The organism is Nocardia colli, assembly GCF_008704205.1.
GTDB classification, from domain to species: domain Bacteria; phylum Actinomycetota; class Actinomycetes; order Mycobacteriales; family Mycobacteriaceae; genus Nocardia; species Nocardia colli.
Genome location: NZ_VXLC01000001.1, coordinates 208,540 through 224,637, shown reverse-complemented (window position 1 = coordinate 224,637; position 16,098 = coordinate 208,540). Strand labels below are relative to the sequence as shown.

General features: G+C 68.3%; 15 protein-coding genes. 6 read left to right on the top strand and 9 right to left on the bottom strand.

Features of this window, described 5'->3' with window-relative positions; all coding sequences use genetic code 11:
• Nucleotides 1-56: 56 nt before the first annotated feature.
• Together F3087_RS01175 and F3087_RS01170 are read right to left on the bottom strand one after the other, a co-directional pair.
• Nucleotides 57-4,055, bottom strand: a complete 3,999-nt coding sequence (locus F3087_RS01175; RefSeq protein WP_150399881.1) for a hypothetical protein — start codon at nucleotides 4,053-4,055, stop codon at nucleotides 57-59.
• A 181-nt stretch (nucleotides 4,056-4,236) separates the two neighbouring features.
• Nucleotides 4,237-5,289: an NAD(P)-dependent alcohol dehydrogenase gene (locus tag F3087_RS01170; protein ID WP_150399880.1), complete on the bottom strand. Its 1,053-nt coding sequence runs from the start codon at nucleotides 5,287-5,289 to the stop codon at nucleotides 4,237-4,239.
• A 176-nt stretch (nucleotides 5,290-5,465) separates the two neighbouring features.
• Between F3087_RS01170 and F3087_RS01165 the strand changes: the two genes are divergently transcribed.
• Complete coding sequence (locus F3087_RS01165; RefSeq protein WP_150399879.1) at nucleotides 5,466-6,554, top strand: S1C family serine protease; 1,089 nt, start codon at nucleotides 5,466-5,468, stop codon at nucleotides 6,552-6,554.
• Here F3087_RS01165 and F3087_RS01160 read toward each other — a convergent pair.
• Both F3087_RS01160 and F3087_RS01155 read right to left on the bottom strand, forming a co-directional pair.
• Nucleotides 6,551-7,117, bottom strand: coding sequence for a vitamin K epoxide reductase family protein (locus F3087_RS01160; RefSeq protein ID WP_150399878.1), 567 nt, complete (start codon nucleotides 7,115-7,117; stop codon nucleotides 6,551-6,553). The genes F3087_RS01165 and F3087_RS01160 overlap by 4 nt on opposite strands.
• Complete coding sequence (locus F3087_RS01155) at nucleotides 7,114-7,890, bottom strand: DsbA family protein (protein ID WP_150399877.1); 777 nt, start codon at nucleotides 7,888-7,890, stop codon at nucleotides 7,114-7,116. The genes F3087_RS01160 and F3087_RS01155 overlap by 4 nt, the downstream gene beginning before the upstream one ends.
• Before the next feature lie 192 nt (nucleotides 7,891-8,082).
• Between F3087_RS01155 and F3087_RS01150 the strand changes: the two genes are divergently transcribed.
• Complete coding sequence (locus tag F3087_RS01150; protein WP_150399876.1) at nucleotides 8,083-8,943, top strand: LLM class flavin-dependent oxidoreductase; 861 nt, start codon at nucleotides 8,083-8,085, stop codon at nucleotides 8,941-8,943.
• A gap of 48 nt (nucleotides 8,944-8,991) precedes the next feature.
• On the opposite strand, the gene F3087_RS01145 is transcribed toward F3087_RS01150, so the two are convergent.
• The 4 genes from F3087_RS01145 to F3087_RS01130 are packed head-to-tail and all read right to left on the bottom strand — an operon-like array spanning nucleotide 8,992 to nucleotide 11,654.
• Nucleotides 8,992-9,840 (bottom strand): polyphosphate kinase 2 family protein, encoded by an 849-nt coding sequence (locus tag F3087_RS01145; RefSeq protein ID WP_150399875.1) that lies wholly within the window; start codon nucleotides 9,838-9,840, stop codon nucleotides 8,992-8,994.
• A gap of 30 nt (nucleotides 9,841-9,870) precedes the next feature.
• Entirely contained in the window at nucleotides 9,871-10,599 is a 729-nt protein-coding gene (locus tag F3087_RS01140) for an ESX secretion-associated protein EspG (RefSeq protein WP_150399874.1), read from the bottom strand.
• Nucleotides 10,596-11,234, bottom strand: coding sequence for a hypothetical protein (locus tag F3087_RS01135; protein ID WP_150399873.1), 639 nt, complete (start codon nucleotides 11,232-11,234; stop codon nucleotides 10,596-10,598). The genes F3087_RS01140 and F3087_RS01135 overlap by 4 nt, the downstream gene beginning before the upstream one ends.
• Nucleotides 11,235-11,261: 27 nt before the next feature.
• Nucleotides 11,262-11,654, bottom strand: coding sequence for a hypothetical protein (locus F3087_RS01130; protein ID WP_150399872.1), 393 nt, complete (start codon nucleotides 11,652-11,654; stop codon nucleotides 11,262-11,264).
• 169 nt (nucleotides 11,655-11,823) lie between these two features.
• On the opposite strand from F3087_RS01130, the gene F3087_RS01125 reads away from it, so the two are divergent.
• The 4 genes from F3087_RS01125 (at nucleotide 11,824) to F3087_RS01110 (ending at nucleotide 14,924) form a co-directional block, all read left to right on the top strand.
• Complete coding sequence (locus tag F3087_RS01125; protein ID WP_191093725.1) at nucleotides 11,824-12,549, top strand: GntR family transcriptional regulator; 726 nt, start codon at nucleotides 11,824-11,826, stop codon at nucleotides 12,547-12,549.
• An 87-nt stretch (nucleotides 12,550-12,636) separates the two neighbouring features.
• Nucleotides 12,637-12,843 (top strand): hypothetical protein, encoded by a 207-nt coding sequence (locus F3087_RS01120; protein ID WP_150399870.1) that lies wholly within the window; start codon nucleotides 12,637-12,639, stop codon nucleotides 12,841-12,843.
• Between the two features lie 108 nt (nucleotides 12,844-12,951).
• Complete coding sequence (locus F3087_RS01115) at nucleotides 12,952-14,205, top strand: serine hydrolase (RefSeq protein ID WP_150399869.1); 1,254 nt, start codon at nucleotides 12,952-12,954, stop codon at nucleotides 14,203-14,205.
• Nucleotides 14,206-14,357: 152 nt separating this feature from the next.
• Nucleotides 14,358-14,924 carry a hypothetical protein gene (locus F3087_RS01110; protein ID WP_150399868.1) on the top strand — a complete coding sequence of 189 codons (567 nt, stop codon included), beginning with the start codon at nucleotides 14,358-14,360 and terminating at the stop codon, nucleotides 14,922-14,924.
• Between the two features lie 9 nt (nucleotides 14,925-14,933).
• Here F3087_RS01110 and F3087_RS01105 read toward each other — a convergent pair whose 3' ends face one another.
• Nucleotides 14,934-16,046: a serine hydrolase domain-containing protein gene (locus tag F3087_RS01105; RefSeq protein WP_150399867.1), complete on the bottom strand. Its 1,113-nt coding sequence runs from the start codon at nucleotides 16,044-16,046 to the stop codon at nucleotides 14,934-14,936.
• Nucleotides 16,047-16,098 lie beyond the last annotated feature (52 nt).

Here is a 16,098-nt window from a genome sequence, read left to right as displayed (position 1 = left end):
CCCACGATCGCGTACGCCCGCGCCCGCAACATGCGGGCGCGGGCGTACCCGCCTGATCAGATCTCGATCGAACCGGCGGCCGGCATCGGGGTGCGCCACAGCGTGCCGATGAAATCGAGCATGCGCTGGCGGACATCGTTGCCGTAGGACGGGTTGTTCCCCGCGATCGCGATCGCGACGAAGTAGGCCGACCCGCGACCGGTGCCGCGCAGCACCGGAGCGCTGCTCGACATCGGCAGGTAGTGCTTGCCGGCCAGGTTGTTGTGGCCGCGGATGGCCACCGCCTGGATGGTGATGGTGGCGAACAGCGCGTCCCAGTCGGCGTTGCTCGACGCGGTGGCGAAGTCGTCGTCGCTGGTCAGGGTGACGCCCTGGGCGGCAAGGGTGGTCGCCAGATTCGTCCACCGGTCCTTGACCGCGGTGATCCGGGCGTCGTCGCCCGCGTAGCCGCGGACGAAGTTCACGATCGGCAGGTAGGCGACCCGGCCGGTGGACTGGATGGCGCCGCGGCCGCGGAACTTGTAGAAGTCCGCTTCCTGCAGGAACGCGGTCGAGCTGTCGATCGAGGTCGGCACCCCGGCCGGCCAGGTCGTGCCCTTCCACTCGGTGCGGTCGCGCACCGCCTGCGCGGTCGGTGCGAGCGTGCCGAACGCGGCCAGATAGATCGGGTCGTGGAAGCAGGCGAACGCGGTGTGATTGCCGTTGCCGGTGTTGTAGGACGACTTGGTGAAGGCCGCCTCGCCGGGGCGCTGGATCAGGAACGAGTCGAACGCGTAGGACAGACCCGGATGACCGTATCCGCCAACGGTTTCCGCGCCGCGGAATTGCAGCTTGCCACCCGTCTCGTGCAGGAACTTGGCCATCAGCGTGGCGAACTCGGGCAGCGAGATCCCGGGCACGCCGACCCCGCGATCGGTACCGACGAGGGGCGGGAAGGCGTTCCAGGTCTCGGTGAAGCGGTTGAGCGTGTCGGCGTCCACCGACATCGACAGCGGGCCCCAGCTGCCGCGCCCGGCCAGCGTCGAGGTGAACCAGCCGGCGAAGGTCTTCCCGGTGACATCGAGGAAGTAGTTGTCGATGTCGGTCGCGTTGAAGAACTCGACGGCCGCCGCCTGGCCGAGCTGTGCGTCGGTGGCCGCGGTAATCGGCACGGCGACAGGCGGTTTCCCGGTCGAGGCGTTCACGTAGTTGGGGTCGTAGGCGCCCTGCAGGGCCCTGGCGTACGCCTCCTTCGCGGCCTCGGCGGTGATCAGGTTCTTCGCCTGCGCGTTGCCGAGGACATGTTGCAGGTCTTGCAGATCCTGGGTGGTGGTGGAGGATCGGTCGCTCGGCGAGGTCCGGCCCGACCCGAGCCCGGTGGCCGGTGGTTCCGCCGACCCGCCGCCGCCGGCGCCCGCGCCCGGGCTGCCGTACTTGGCTTGGATCTCGCGTGCCCGGTTCGCGGCCTCGGCGATCGAAATCGTGTTGTCGGACAGCTTCTTCAGCAGATCGGCGACCTCCGCGCGGCCGGACATGTCCCGGAAGATCCCCGGCGTGCCGAGCAGTTGCAGAGCCGCGGCCAAGCCCACCGGATCCGGTGCGGGGCTGGGCGATACGACGTTGACCAGCGACTGCGGGAACGGGGTCGGCGTCGGGTTGGTCGGGACCGGCGTCGGCGTGGTCGGCACGACCGGCGCGATCTCCGGTGCCTGGATGGGGATCGGGTGCTCCTCCCACTTCCAGAAGCGGGTGTTGTCGATCTCCTCCGCGACATTGCAGTGGCCCAGTTTGCCTTCGGCGAAGACGCCGCGGGTCGGCATCGTGATCAGCCGCTCCGTCTGGGCCTGCGGTGGCGGATCCATGACGACGGTCCCGGCGGCCGTCAACGGGTAGGCGACGTGATTGCCGAACACCTCGAGCGGCGTCGGCACGGCGACGTCGGCGAGGGTTTTGCCGTCGGCCCACGGCATCGTCTCGAACGCGACGCTGATGTCCGCGGTGCGGGTGGCGAGCATGACCGCGCGGTTGTAGTAGGCATTGTTGGTGTTCACGTGGTCGATGAGGCGCTGGGCGTTCTGATATTCCTCCGGCGTCAGCGATTTGGCCGGCGACCAGTTCGGCGGCAGATCGGCGGGCCGGGGTCCGGGACGCCGGATGAAGGTGACGGTGTTGGAGGACCCGTTCTGCCGGAAGAACAGATCCACGTCCACGTTGTCCAGCAGCGCGATGGCCCCGCCGGGATGGAAGGCGTTGATCGCCAGGCGATCCGCCCGCCAGTTGTTGTCCTCGTGCAGCACGAACTCGAAGCCGACCAGGTTGCGCCACGGGACCGGCTGATCCGGCTTGGAGATGAAGCTGGCCGTCGCCGTATCGTTCAGCCGCTCAGCGGTATTGACGTTGCGGGTCAGGTCGCCCTTCTCCCATTCGAGCAGCAGCGGGCGGTTGACCACGTTCTGGCCGTCCAGCAGGATCAGGTTCAGCATCACCTGCTGGTCGGTGGTGTCGCCGCCGCCGTCGGAGGGCTTGACGTAGAACTCGAACAGGCCGAATTCCAGATCACCCTCCCAGAACTGGCGAATCGGCTTGTCCAGGCTGCCGGGGTCGACGCCGTGCAGACTCTGGTTCTTGGCCACCTGATCCTGCTTGGCCAGCGCCGCGAAGCCGGGCGCGAGGGCCGGGTCGAGCAGCACCGGTTCCAGCACGGCCCGCCGGCGCAGCAATTCGGCCATATCGAAATTCGCGATCGGCGCCGGATGCTGGACGAGCACCGCCGGACGGCGGCGCACCCACTGCACCGCGAGCCGATAGTGCCGCAGCACTTCGTAATACAGGATGGTCAGCGTGTGCGCGTGGTTGTAGTTGGAGAAGGTGCGGGTCTGGATCGACTCGTGCTCCTCCTGCCTGGCCTGCACCACGACCGTCGAATTGATCTCGCGCTGTGACGAACTCGCCTGGCTGAAGCTGTCGCTGAGCCGCTGCACGTTCTCCGCGGTCAGATCGCGGCTGCCCTCGCTGGTCGCGGTGCTGCCGCCCATGCTCCACGCATCGCCGACCGCCGCGCCGAGACCGACCACCCCGACGTTCGCGCTGCCGCTGCCGCCGCCGGAATGCGCGACGCCGCCCATGAAGTTGGAGCCGTGCTGCATCTCGCGCAGGCCCGCCTGCACGGTCTCGCTGATCGTGCGGTCCCGGTGGGTCTGGTGCAGGACGTCCTCGGTGAGCTTGGTGTGCTCGTCGCGCCGGGTGAGGCTGTCCCAGGACCAGTCGAGGATGGCGAGTTTCACCGATTCGCCGGGCGCGAGCGGGAGGCTGTAGAGGATCTCGCCGAGCGAATGGCCCAGCGCGCTCCAGGTGACCTTGTACTCGTCGATGTAGGCCGCGCGATAGGGCGCCGGGATGGTGATGCCGGGCGGGTCGTCGCTGAGCCGCACGACCTGGCGGGTGGTGAATTCGTGCAGCGACAGGGTTGCCGGATAGAGGTTCTCGCAGCCGTTCTCGCCGACCAGCTGATTGGGGTTGGTGGCGAACGAGGACGGGGACAGCTCCCAGTCGGTGAGGTTCGGATTCTGCATGGTCGCCATGCCGCCCTCGTAGTGCGGCGGGGCGATGCCGGTGGGCGGCAGGACGATTCGGCCGACCACCGCGCCCGCGGTGAACCGGCTCTGGTCGAGCACGTCCACCCATTCGGCGGCGCCGTAGGCGAGGGCGCGGATGGTCATCGTCTGCTCGTCGTCGTGCTCGCCGTCCCCGTCGACGGCCGCCGCCGGGCCGTAGCGGCGCACGTTGACCGTGTTGTCCAGCCGCCGGCTGACCGGCGCGGGCAACCGGGTCAGGTCGAACGACACGTACCCGACGTGGTCGGTCCACAGCACGCCGAGCGGCGCGGCCCATTCGATGTCGGACTCCGACTCGGAGTCCGACATCGAATCGGTTTCCGCGCTTTCGAGCGTGTGCGACCCGCCGCCGCAGCGGGTGACCACCACCTCGGCATAAACCGGATGCCGGGCGATCGGTGCGCCCGATTCCTTATCGATGAGGAAGAGCCCGAGATTTGTGTGCGATCGCACCGTGTCCATGACAGATCCATTTCTTCCGAGTTCATGACTGGAAAATTGTTTGGATCCGGACGGTAGCTGCGGAAATATATCGTCGTCTTGGGTAGGGAACTACCCGAGACCGCAACGTTTTCGGTTTCGGGCGCCTGCGGGTGGTTCGGTGAACGGACCCGATCCGAGTAGTCCTGGGACTACTCGGACATCACATGGTCGATACGTCGATGACGAAGCGGTAGCGCACGTCGCTGGCGACCACGCGGTCGTAGGCGCCGTCGATCTCGTCCGCGGAGATCACCTCGATCTCCGCGCCGATGCCGTGCTGGGCGCAGAAGTTCAGCATCTCCTGGGTCTGGGCGATGCCGCCGATCATCGAGCCGGCCAGCGAGCGCCGGTAGCCGGCGATGGTGAACGGCTTGATCGCCATCGGGTTCTCCGGCAGGCCGAGGATCACCAGGGTGCCGTCGAGGTTCAGCAGCTTCAGGTAGTCGTCGATCGGCAGGTCCGCCGAGACGGTGTTGAGGATGAGGTCGAACTTGCCGCGCAGCTCGCGGAAGGTCTGCCGGTCGCTGGTGGCGTAGTAGTGGCTCGCGCCGAACAGCTTGCCGTCCTCCTGCTTGCTCAGCGAGTGGCTGAGCACGGTGACCTCGGCGCCGAGCGCGGCCGCGATCTTCACCCCGACGTGCCCGAGCCCGCCCATGCCGATGATCGCGACCTTCTTGCCCGGCCCGGCGTTCCAGTGCCGCAGCGGGGAGAACAGGGTGACGCCCGCGCACAGCAGCGGCGCGGCCTGGTCGAGCCCGATGCCCTCCGGGATGCCGACGACGAAGTGCTCGGTGACCACGATCTGGGTCGAGTAGCCGCCCATCGTGTAGCCGTCGGCCTGGACCGCCGGATCGACCTGGGTGTTGTAGGTCATGGTCGCGCCGCGGTTGCAGAACTGCTCCTCGTTGGCCAGGCACGGCCCGCACTTGCCGCAGGAATTCACCATGCAGCCGACGCCGACCCGGTCGCCGACCTGGTACTTGCTCACCTCGGACCCGACCGCGGCGACCAGGCCCGCGATCTCGTGACCGGGCACCACGGGGTATTTGGTGCCGCCCCACTCGTTGCGGGCGGTGTGAATGTCGGAATGGCAGATGCCCGCGTATTTGATATCGATCAGCACATCGCGGGGACCGAGGTCCCTGCGCTCGATCGTCACCTTCTCGAATGCGCCATCGGATGCGGATAGGGCGTACGCGGCAGCAGTTGTCATGCATACATGCCTACCGCCGCATGCGCCTACATGCCAAACGCGACACAAATCGGGCAGGCCTGAAATAGCGACACGCGGGTATATCGCGGAGACCAACGACCGACCGCGCCATTTTCTGATCTACGGTGAAGATCTCCGGCCACAATGGAATTCGCAGGTATCGAGGCGGAGAAACGATGAATGAGCAACGGTTCGGCGGCCGCGCGCTGGCGATGATCGTCGCCGCGCTGCTAGCCGTGGCCGCGTTCCTCGGTTATCGGGGCGAGCTGCCCAGCTGGTCCAGCGGCGCCACCGAGGCCGCCGCGCCGATCCTCGCGCCGCCTCCGCCGCCCCTGGATCCGCTGGCCGTCGCGGCGGTGGTGGACCCGGCACTGGTCGATATCACCGCCTCGACCAGGCCGTTCGGGCTCGGCGCGGCCGGGTCGGGCATCGTGCTCACCGCGGACGGTCAGGTGCTGACCAGCCATCACGTGGTCAAGGGCGCGGACACGGTCACCGTCACCGATGTCGGCAACGGGCGCGAGTACGACGCCGTGGTGCTCGGCTACGACTCCGACGCCGATATCGCGCTGCTCGGGCTGACCGGGGCGGCCGGACTGCCGACCGCGCGGATCGGCAACTCGGCCGACGTCCGGGTGCGCGACGAGGTACTGGCGATCGGCAACGCGGGCGGCGTCGGCGGCACCCCGACCGCGATCCAGGGCGTGCTCACCGATCTGGACAGCACCATCGTCGCGCTGAATTCCGCCGACCTGTCCCGCAAACCGCTCACCGGCATGCTCGAGGTCGCCGCCGCGGTCACCTCCGGGCAGTCCGGCGGCGCGCTCGCCGACCGGGAGGGCACGGTGATCGGGGTGATCGCCGCCGCGTCCGGCGATCCGGCGCGCGCGGTGAGCCGGCCGCCGAACGGCTACGCGGTGCCGATCGATACCGCGATGCGGGTGGTCCGGCAGATCCGCTCCGGCACGCCCACCGACACCGTGCACGTCGGGCCGACCGCGACGCTCGGCGTGCTGAGCACCGACGCGAAACCCAGCGGCGCCCGCATCGACCTGGCGCTCTACGGGCTACCCGCCTACATGGCCGGGCTGACGCACGGCGAGGTGATCGTCGCCGTGGACGGTCGCGAGATCACCTCGGCCCGCACCCTGCACGCGGCGATCAACGTGCACAAGCCCGGCGACTCGATCCAGCTCGACATCCTGGACACCGCCGGCGTCCGGCGCACGGTCGCCCTGGTACTGGCGCTCGGCACGCCGAACTAGACCAGCGACAGCCAGTAGTCCTGGAACCGCAGGAAGATCAGCACCAGCACCACCGCGTAGAACAGCGCGACGATGGTCCAGCGCCACTCCGCGAGGATGCGCAGCGGGCCGCGCGACCCGCCCCAGAGCTGATCGGTGACCACCGCGAGCAGCGGGGTGATGATCGCCCACACCACCATGCAGTACGGGCACAGCGCGTTGATCCGGTACAGGCTCTGGAAGATCAGCCAGCCGATGAACCCGACGCCGAGCAGCAGGCCGAGCCAGAGCCCGCCCCAGATCCATTTCGGCAACCCCACCCCGGCCACCGACAGCACCGCGAGGGTGACCAGCACGGAGAAGCCGACGATGCCGATGATCGGATTCGGGAATCCGAACACCGCGGCCTGCTTGGTCACCATCACCGATCCGCAGGACAGGATCGGATTGATGCTGCACGAGGGGGTGTAACCCGGGTCGGTGAACAGCTTGAACCGTTCGATGGTCAGCACCACCGCGGCCAGCCAGCCGGCCAGCCCGCCCAGCAGGAGGATCCAGGCGGCCCGGGGTGGGGCGGTGATCACTGCGCCGCGGCGGCAGCGATCGCCGGTGCGAGGCCGCCGGGGCCCATCAGCTCCTGGCTCGACTGGATCTGCTTGCCGTTGACGAAGACCGACGGGGTCGACTGGATGCCGCTCTTGAGCACCTCATCGGTGCGGGCCTGGATGTACTTGTCGTACTTCACATCCGTGATGCAGGTGGCCACCGAGTCCGGGTACCCGGCGTCCTTGGCGATCTGGACCAGCTTGTCGTTCGGCAGGCCGGCGCCGCCCTCGGCGGGCTGCTGGGCGAACATCGAGGTCAGCCAGGCCATGTACTTCGACGGATCCGCCTCGGCGACGCAGTACGAGGCGTTCGCCGCGCGGGTCGAGTAGCGGGTGCTGGACGCCTTGTCCAGGAACGCGATCACGTTGTATTCGACCGCGATGGTGCCGTTCTTCACGTTGTCGTCGAGCACCTGGGAGTTGGCCGCCTCGAAGCCCTTGCACGCGGGGCACTGCAGGTCGGCGACGACCCGGACGGTGACCTTCGCGCCGGGCTTGCCGATGCGGATCGCGCCCTTGTCGGTGATCGTGCCGGTGATGCCCGCCGGGTCCGCGTTGGCCGACGCCGCGATGGCCGGGCTCGGCCCGGGGTCGTCCTTGCGTGCCTTCTTCACCGCGACGCCGATACCGATCGCCGCGATGAGCGCGATCAGGACAGCGGCCACGCCCACTTGGATGAAGATCTTGCGGTTGCGGTCGCTGCGATCCGCCGCCAGCAACGGGTTCTTCTTCCCACCCGGGTTCTTGCTCACCGTGCGTTCACCACGCCTTTCGCTCGAGACTGCCGGTACCTGCCGCCATGATGGTAGAGCCGGAAACTCATCCCCGTGTGGTCGGCCACGGCCACATCATCATCGGTGAACCTGAGAGATTCCGAAATATCGGGCGCCGACGCGGCGATGGGTATCCCGCGGTTGTCATACCCGCCGGGTAGGAATTGTCAGATGACAGTCCTCGGTGCGGTATTTCGTCCACAGAATCCACCGGAGCGATTGCGGGCGGTGGCCCGAGTCGCCGAGGAGTCGGGGCTCGAGCAGCTGTGGCTCTGGGAAGACTGCTTCCTGGAGAGCGGAATAGCCAGTGCCGCAGCGGTATTGGGCTGGACCGAGCGGCTGCGCGTCGGCATCGGGCTGCTGCCGGTGCCGCTGCGCAACGTGGCGCTCACCGCGATGGAGGCCGCCACGCTCGACCGGCTGTTCCCCGATCGGGTGCTGCTCGGGGTCGGTCACGGCGTGCAGGACTGGATGGGGCAGGTCGGGGCGCGGGTCGAATCCCCAGTTACGTTGCTCGGTGAGTACCTGGACGCGTTGCGCGCGTTGCTGGCCGGCGAGCGGGTCACCACCTCCGGTCGCTACGTGCACCTCGACGACGTGGCGCTCGACTGGCCGCCGAACGCGGCGCCGAAGATCTACGCCGGTGCGCGGGGGCCGCGTTCGATCCGGCTGTGCGGCTCGCATGCCGATGGGACGCTGCTGGATTCGATCACCGACGCCGAGGGAGTCCGGGCCGCGCGGACGTTGATCGATGAGGGGCGTGCGGCGGCGGGGCGCACCGACCCGCATCCGGTCGTCGCGAGCCTGCTCGCGGTCACCGGTCCGGATGCCGAGGCCCGGCTGGCCGCCGAACGGACGCCGAAGCATGCGCCGGGCGCGGGCGTCGCGGGTGGCGCGCAGGTCGTGGCCGACGCGGTGCATCGGTTGGTCGAAGCCGGCGCGGACACCGTGATCATCCAGCCGACCGCGGACGAGCCGGATCCCGAAGCCTTCATTCGCTTCGTCGCGGAGGAAGTCCGCCCGCTGGTCTGAACGCTTGCGCCGAATCGGTGGCGGCACGCACCGCCACCGATTCGAACCTCAGGCGTCGGCGAGTCGGCGCTTCTGTTCCTCGACATCGAACTTCGCCGGGGGCCATTGGAGGTCGAGGCGTTCGAGCGCGTCGATGAGCAGCTCGGTGATCGCCAGGCGGGAGAACCACTTTCGGTCGGCCGGAATCACGTGCCATGGGGCGTAGTCGGTATCGGTGCGGTCCAGCATGGCCTGATAGGCCTCCTGGTAGGCGGGCCAGTAGGCGCGCTCATCGATGTCGGACGGGTTGAACTTCCAGTACTTGTCCGGTCGTTCGAGGCGCTCCATCAGCCGCTTCTTCTGCTCGTCGAGCGAGACGAACATGGCCACCTTCACCACCGTGGTGCCCTCGTCCACGAGTTCGCGCTCGAACGCGTTGATCTCGTCGTAGCGCGGTTCCCACTCCTTCTTCGGGACCAGGTCGTGCACCCGCACGACCAGCACGTCCTCGTAGTGTGAGCGGTCGAAGACGCCGAGCTGACCGCCGCGCGGCAGCGCCTTGCGGATGCGCCACAGGTAGTGGTGGCGCTTCTCCTCCTCGGTGGGCACGCCGAACGCGTGATGGTCGACGCCCTGCGGATCGACGGAACCGATCACGTGCCGGACGATGCCGCCCTTGCCCGCGGTGTCCATGCCCTGCAACACCAGCAGCACGCTGCGCGAATCACCGGACCGGCCGTTGGCATAGAGCCGCTCCTGCAACGCCGAGAGCACCTCGGTGCGCTCGGCCTGGAGCTCCTGGCCTGCCGCCTTGTCACCCTTGAATCCGGGCGTGCCGTTGGTGTCGAGGTCAGCGATCCGCAATCCATCGGCTTTCAGGGCCTCGGTGGCCGGAACGGACCACTGCTTCTTCGCCATCTCCCACAACTACCACAGCGGAGGCCCGGCTCAGCGGATGTGCGCGAGACCGATCAGCTGGGCCGCGAAGTCCTCGTCGGAGACCGGGGTGAGGATGAGGTCCTGCGACGTGGTCAGCAGATAGCGTCCGTCGCCGGTGAAATCGAGCCAGGTGCGGTGCCGGGTGGGCGGCGACATCGGGTTGTCCGGCTCCACGGTGACGGTGAGGAAGCCGCGTCCGTCGACCGGTTTGCGCAGCGTCTGGCGGAACCGGGCGGCGGCGCGATGCCCGTTGGTGAGGAACTGCTCGTCCCGGTCCGGGCCGAGCACCGCGTCCTGCGGTTCGCGCATGGTGCCGAGCTTGCCCGGCTGGGCCGGGCCGATGATCTGTACCAGGCGCTCGCCGACCTGACGCGCGTGGCACATCAGCACGGTCACCTTGTCCGGGGTGGCGACCAGGATGCCCGCGTGGTTGTGCACCACCGCGGCGAAGGCGAGGATGCGCTCGGTGTCCGCGCCGCTGCCGTTGCGCGGGGGCGTGCTGCGCTCGCCGGAGACGGTGATGGTGGTCGCGTCGGTGCGTCCGCAGAGCATGAGCGCCGCGGCCAGATCCGGGTCGGCCTGGCGGGCGAAGCGCTGCGGCAAACGCAGTGCGGCGTACTCGGATTCGGTGCGCACGGTGGCCGCGGGCACCATGTTGACCGGGTACGGCCTGCGGTCGAGGCTGGTTTCGTTTTCCCAGACGTGTGAGAACTCGTCCGGGGTGAGCACCCATTTCACCGCGCGGCGCCCCCGTCGCCCGCCGGTCGTGGTCCGTCGGGAGGTGGGATGAAGCGGGGCACGTGGTTGCCGGAGGCGGGCATGGTCGGCGCGTAGACGTAGGTCATCGTGTCCCGCACATCGGCCTCGACATCGGCGGCCGCGCTGTCGTGCGCCATCCGCCGCTGGCCGCCGTAGACCGCCTCGGCCGCCGGGTCGTCCAGCGGCCGATACGGCAGCGGCGCCGGGATCGCGCCCCGGATGGTTTGCGCGGCATCGCAATTCAACTCCATCAGGCGCGCGACGGCGCGGCACACGTCGTGCGCCGCGGCGCCGGCCAGGATGAACTCCCTGGTGGCCCGCGAGGCGGCGTCGGCGGCGCGGCCCGACCAGCGGGCGAACTCCCGGTTGGCGGTATCGGAGAAGATCTGGAACGCCTCGGCGAGCGCGTCCGCGTTCGCCTGCCACGCGGCCGAGGCCTGGCCGAGCGCGGCCGGGTCGAGCGCCTCGTGCACGAGGTCCCAGATCTCCTGGTGGCTATAGGAACCGAAGCGCTCGCGGTCCGGGGCGTAGGCGGGATCGGTTGCACCGGTAGATAATCCGGCCAGTTCCCGGCGGATGGTCTCGGCGGCGGCGCGGGCGGCGGAATCTGCCATGGCCGCCTCAGCCTGCTCGGTGCGTGGTCATCGGGCCTCTAGGTGCTCGGCGACCAGATCGATGGCCGCCTTGTTCGCGGCTTCGGCATCGGCGAACATCTTGCCCGCCGCCAGATACGCGGCCTTGAACAGCAGCGCGGTCTCCTGGAAAGCGGCGAGGGTGTCCAGGTATTGCCTGCCCTTGTCGCCGAAGCCGCGGGTAAGTCCTTGTCCGCTCGGCAGATTCGGAAAGCCGGTCACATCGGTGACGAGATGTCCGTTCGCCATGGCGTGGTGTAGGTCCTCGACCAGCTTGTCGCAAGCGGCAGCGAGGTTTTCGGCGACGTCGGGCGCCAACTCGAACGGCTGACCGGTGCCTGCCCCGGTGGCCGCCGCGTAGAGTTGTCTTGCCGTCCCCTGCCCGGTGTCCGGTACCGCCATCTGGGAAACCCCCTCTGTTGGTCCACTCCGTAGCGCCGTACTTGATCGGGCACTCTACCGGGCGGTAACGCCCGCCGGGACCTGCTTGGCCGCGCGGTCCCGCTGTGATGTGGGGCACGATTGTTAGACTCGCCAGTGGCCTGAGGCGGTGTGCGCAGAAAGGCGACCGGTGCCCGAATTCGACGAAGTACTGCCGAAGTACCTACGGATTTCGGGGTACCTGCGCGATCGAATCGAGCGCGGTGAACTCGCGCCCGGCGCCGAGGTTCCGTCCGAGCGCGAACTCGCCGCGCACTGGAAAGTTGCTCGGCCGACCGCGGCAAAAGCGCTGAATACGTTGCGGCAGCAGGGAATTGTGGAATCGCGGCGTGGGTCCGGAACCTATGTGTCCGACGGTCCGGTCGTGCGTGAGCGGGCGCCGCACTATGGCTCGGCCTACGCGGAGGGCGCGACCGAGACGGTGCTCGAGGCCGCGGTCGTCACCGCGCCCGATCATGTCGCCGAAACGCTCGGGGTGCCACGGGGGAGCGCGGTACTCATGCGGAAACGGTTGACCGGCAACGAAACTCGCGCGGGCGAGCTGGCCACGTCCTGGTTCGGCAGCGAACTCGCCGAGCTCGCGCCGCGGCTGCTGCGCGCCGAGCGGCTGGCCGGCGGCACGCTGCGCTACCTCGAATCGGTTACCGCCCTTCGGGTTTCCTACCTCCGCGACCGGGTCGCCGCCCGGCTCGCCACCGCCGACGAGCGCAGGCACCTCGGGCTGGCCCGGCCGGCCGCCGTGCTGGTGTACCAGCTGACGCTGCACGCCGCCGGCGGCGCCGTGATCCAGCTCGACGAGATGGTCCATCCGCCCGCGAAATGGATGTTCCAAAAGGAATATTCCAGCAGGTCATAGGCACTTTTTCCGGATTGACACCCGAGTGTGACGGATGGCATAGTCGCGGATATCGGAAGTGGCATAGGCCAAAGGGTGGGAGGTGCGATGTTCGATCAGTTGACCGTCGGTAGCTGGGTGATCGTCAGTGAGGGCTGCTCGGTCCGGCGTACGCCGATGCAGATGGACCCGCTCCTGACCTACGTCTTCGACAGCGGCGGAAACGAATTCGAACTCGCGCTGGCGCCGGGGATACTACGACGCATGGTGGAACTCAGCGCCGAGCCCCCGCCCGAGGACGACGATCCGGACTGAGTCGCGGAAATCCCGGCCGCCGCGCGCCTTCTCGCTGTCCGCCGGAATGCACGGCGAGAAGGCCTTTCTCTCACCGGGATCTCAGCTGCACGTCGATATGCTGGGCAAATGAGCACACTCCCGGACACGTTGGTGACGGTGGTCGAGGATCTGGACTCGGTGACCACGATCGGCGCCGAGGACGATCCGGCGGCGGCCGGGTTGGCGGCGGGCGCGGTCGACGCGCTGTGGGAGTCGGTGCTGGCGTGGTATCGGCTCGGGACGACCCCGGCCATCCAGGTGTGTGTGCGGCGCAACCGGAAGATCGTGCTGAACCGGGCCATCGGACACGGCTGGGGCAACGCGCCCGGCGACGCCGCGGACGCGACGAAGGTGCCGGCCACGCCGGAGACTCCGTTCTGCGGATTCTCCACGGCGAAAGGGGTTTCCGCGGCGCTCATGTGCATGCTGATCGAACAGGGCGCGTTCGCGTTCGACGATCCGGTGTGCCGCTACATTCCGGAATTCGCGGCCAATGGCAAGGAACGGATCACCATCGGTCACGTGCTCACCCATTCTGCGGGCGTGCCATTCGTGACACCGCCGTACAAAGGGTTCGAATTGGTGGTCGACGAGGAATTGGCGGTGCGCGGTCTGGCCGATTTGGTACCCAGTTGGCCGCCGGGCCGGTTCCGTATTTATCACGCGATGACCAGCGGACTGATTCAACGGCTGCTGGTGCAGCGGGCGACCGGGAAACGGATGCGCGAACACCTCGCCGAACAGGTACTCACGCCACTGGGGTTCCGCTGGAACAACTTCGGGGTCCGGGCCCAGGACGTCGACCGGGTCGTGGCCGGGGTGAAGACCGGGCCCGGACCGTCGCGCATCTCGAAATACCTGGCGCGCAAGGCGCTCGGCGGCGGGCTGGGCGGCGCGGTCTCCGACGCCGCGACCCGGGCCTTCCTCACCGCGGAACTCCCGTCGGGCAATCTCGTCACCACCGCGGCCGAACTGTCCCGCTTCTACGAAATCCTCACCCACGGTGGGGAACTGGACGGCGTGCGGATCATGCGACCCGACACGCTGCGCACCGCGATACAACCGGCGCCGTGGCTGCCGGGCCTGGCCGGGCGGGTCAGCCGCGCCGGCTTCGAATTGGGCGGGCGCCGATCGAAGTTCGGGCGCGACACCCGGTCCCACTTCGGCCGCAGCGGGCTGACCACCCAGTACGGCTGGGCCGACCCGGCCCGCGGCCTGTCCGGTGCGATCCTGACCAGCGGCAAGGCGACCACCGACACGCAGCGGCCGACCCAGCTCGTCGCGCAGATCTCCGCGACCGTCGATCAACTAGGCGACGGCAACAAGCCGTCTTGGCTATGAATATTCGGCGTCGGTAAATTCAAGCCCCGTAAATGAGGGGCACGCACGAACAATATGTACGCAAAATCACTGCGGTGTATCGGATTCGGACATTCTGCCGATACGCCGGTCGGAGCGTGGTGCACGCGCTCCGGTCGAGATGGAGATCGAACATGTCGCAGTCGAACACCCGTGGACACAGAGCGCGGAAGGCAATCCTGCTATCCGCCGCGGCCGGCGCATTGGTACTCGCACCCGCGGCGCTCATCGTGCCCGCCTTTGCCTTCCCCGATACCTCCGCCGCACCCACCGATACCCCCACCGCCGCCCCGGTGACCACCGCACCGCCCGTGACCGTCCCGCCGGCCACCACGGCGCCCCCGGTGACCACGGCACCGCCGGTGACGACGACCCCGCCGGTGACGACCACACCCCCGGTCACCACCACCCCGCCGGTGACCACCCCGCCGATCATCACGCCGCCGGAAACAACCGTGTTCCCGCAACCCAGTGCGCCGGACGACCCCTACAACCACGACGGCTTCGATGACTGGGGCTACGACCGATTCGGTTATGACCGAGCCGGATACGACAAATGGGGCTACGACCGCCAAGGCTATGACCGTCAGGGCTACACCGCCCAAGGCTGCGCCCGCACCGGCGACGACCGCCCCGACGCCGACCACGCAGCCTGCGAACTCCGCCGAGCCCGCCCCGCCACCGGCAGTGCAGGCCGCTGATCCAGCTGTTCAGCCGAGGCAGAGCGCCGCATCGGCGACGGCGCTCATGTCGGCCTGATGCATCACCGTCGTGATCGGGTCCGGGAGTTGGTTCATGCTGATGGTGACCGCGCGGCCGGGGGTGGCGGCGTTGATGACGACGAAGCCGTTCATGGCGCCGCCGTGGCTCCAGATGTCGAGGCCGCAGGCGTTGGTGCGGTGGAAGAGGCCGAGGCCGAAATCGTCGCCGCGTAAGGGGTCACCGGAGGGGACGACGTGTTGCATGTCGGCTAGTTGGGCCGGTGGGAGCAGTTCGCCGGACAGCAGGGCCATGAAGAATCGATTCAGGTCGGCGCCGGTGGACACCATGGCACCGTCGGACAGGCCCCAGCCCGGATCGATGTCGGTGATGTCGATCAGCGTGCCGTCGAATTCGTGGTAGCCGCGCGGGTGCGGTAGCCGAATGATGTTCTCCAGCGGGAACAACGGCCAATAGGTGTCGCGCAGGCCGAGCGGGAGGATGATCCGGCGGGTGACCTCCAGGCCGACCGGCTGACCCGTGACCCGCTGGACCAACTCTCCGGCCAGCAGGAAGTCGGTATTGGAATAGCCGGTACTGGTTCCGGGGGCGAATTCGGCGGGTTGATCGAGACCGAGGCGGATCAATTCCGTTGCCGGACGCGGGCTCCGCAGATCGGCGACGGAGGCGAGATTCAGCCGCGCCAGGTAGTCGGGTATTCCGCTGGTGTGCTGCAACAGATTTCGCACGGTTATCCGGTTCCCGTCGCCGCCCGGGCCGTTGACCACGCCGGGAAGGTAGTGCTCGACCGGGGCATCCAGGTCGATGCGCTGCTCCGCGGCCAGCTGCAAGACGACCGTTGCCACGAAAGTCTTGGTGTTGCTGGCGATCCGGACCTGGGCGTTGTCCGGGAACGCGCCGCCGGTGCCGAGATCACCGACACCGCTGTCGAGTTGGGCGTTCAGCCCGTCCCCGGCGACCACCAGCTGCGCGCCGGGCACGCCGACGCGCTGCACCAACTGATCGAGATAGGTTTGCAGCTGCGCTGTGGGGGACTCGGGTTCGGCGACCGCAGCGCCGGGCGGGACAGAAAACGCCGCTGCGCCGACAAGAACCGCACTCATCAGGAATCGCCGCACCGGTTCTCCATGGTCGTCTGACTGGGCCAGTGGGGTT

Bases quoted from the DNA above. Each gene is read 5' to 3' on its own strand.
- F3087_RS01175 (WP_150399881.1), bottom strand. From the start codon at position 4,055: ATGGACACGGTGCGATCGCACACAAATCTCGGGCTCTTCCTCATCGAT.
- F3087_RS01170 (WP_150399880.1), bottom strand. From the start codon at position 5,289: ATGACAACTGCTGCCGCGTACGCCCTATCCGCATCCGATGGCGCATTC.
- F3087_RS01165 (WP_150399879.1), top strand. From the start codon at position 5,466: ATGAATGAGCAACGGTTCGGCGGCCGCGCGCTGGCGATGATCGTCGCC.
- F3087_RS01150 (WP_150399876.1), top strand. From the start codon at position 8,083: ATGACAGTCCTCGGTGCGGTATTTCGTCCACAGAATCCACCGGAGCGA.
- F3087_RS01145 (WP_150399875.1), bottom strand. From the start codon at position 9,840: ATGGCGAAGAAGCAGTGGTCCGTTCCGGCCACCGAGGCCCTGAAAGCC.
- F3087_RS01135 (WP_150399873.1), bottom strand. From the start codon at position 11,234: ATGGCAGATTCCGCCGCCCGCGCCGCCGCCGAGACCATCCGCCGGGAA.
- F3087_RS01130 (WP_150399872.1), bottom strand. From the start codon at position 11,654: ATGGCGGTACCGGACACCGGGCAGGGGACGGCAAGACAACTCTACGCG.
- F3087_RS01120 (WP_150399870.1), top strand. From the start codon at position 12,637: ATGTTCGATCAGTTGACCGTCGGTAGCTGGGTGATCGTCAGTGAGGGC.
- F3087_RS01115 (WP_150399869.1), top strand. From the start codon at position 12,952: ATGAGCACACTCCCGGACACGTTGGTGACGGTGGTCGAGGATCTGGAC.
- F3087_RS01110 (WP_150399868.1), top strand. From the start codon at position 14,358: ATGTCGCAGTCGAACACCCGTGGACACAGAGCGCGGAAGGCAATCCTG.
- F3087_RS01105 (WP_150399867.1), bottom strand. From the start codon at position 16,046: ATGAGTGCGGTTCTTGTCGGCGCAGCGGCGTTTTCTGTCCCGCCCGGC.